The sequence below is a fragment of the Pseudomonas brassicacearum genome (genome assembly GCF_003732265.1).
GTDB classification, from domain to species: Bacteria; Pseudomonadota; Gammaproteobacteria; order Pseudomonadales; family Pseudomonadaceae; genus Aquipseudomonas; species Aquipseudomonas brassicacearum_D.
In genome coordinates, this window is sequence record NZ_MOBK01000269.1 from 1 (window position 1) to 629 (window position 629).

Below are 629 nucleotides of genomic sequence, written 5' to 3' on the forward strand. Positions count from 1 at the left end.
CGACGCCACGACGGCCGATTTCGACCAGTCGGTAATCGAGGCCTCTTTCAACAAACCGGTGCTGGTGGATTTCTGGGCCGAATGGTGTGCGCCGTGCAAGGCGTTGATGCCGATGCTGCAAGGCATTGCCGAGAGTTATCAGGGCGAACTACTGCTGGCCAAGGTCAACTGCGACATCGAGCAGGACATCGTCGCCCGCTTCGGCATCCGCAGCCTGCCGACCGTAGTGCTGTTCAAGGACGGTCAACCGGTCGACGGTTTTGCCGGTGCACAACCAGAGTCCGCCGTCCGCGCCCTGCTTGAGCCGCATGTGCAAATGCCACCACCGGCCGCCGCCGATCCGTTCGAGCAGGCTCAGGCATTGTTCGATGACGGTCGTTACGCTGACGCCGAAGCGGCGCTGGTGGTGATGCTCACTGAAGACAACAGCAACGCCAAGGCGCTGATTCTCTACGCGCGTTGCCTGACCGAACGTGGCGAACTGGATGAAGCGCAAACCGTACTGGATGCAGTCAAGAGCGACGAACACAAAGCCGCACTGGCCGGCGCCAAGGCGCAGATCAAATTCCTTGGCCTGGCGCGTGATCTGCCGGATGCCGCCGATCTGAAAGCGCGCCTGGCGAAAGATC

At 61.5% G+C, this 629-nt stretch carries 1 protein-coding gene; it reads left to right on the top strand.

Going from position 1 to position 629, the window contains the following annotated elements; translation table 11 throughout:
• On the top strand, positions 1 to 629 hold a 629-nt coding region (gene trxA / locus BK660_RS31205; protein ID WP_123436438.1), incomplete at both ends, for a thioredoxin.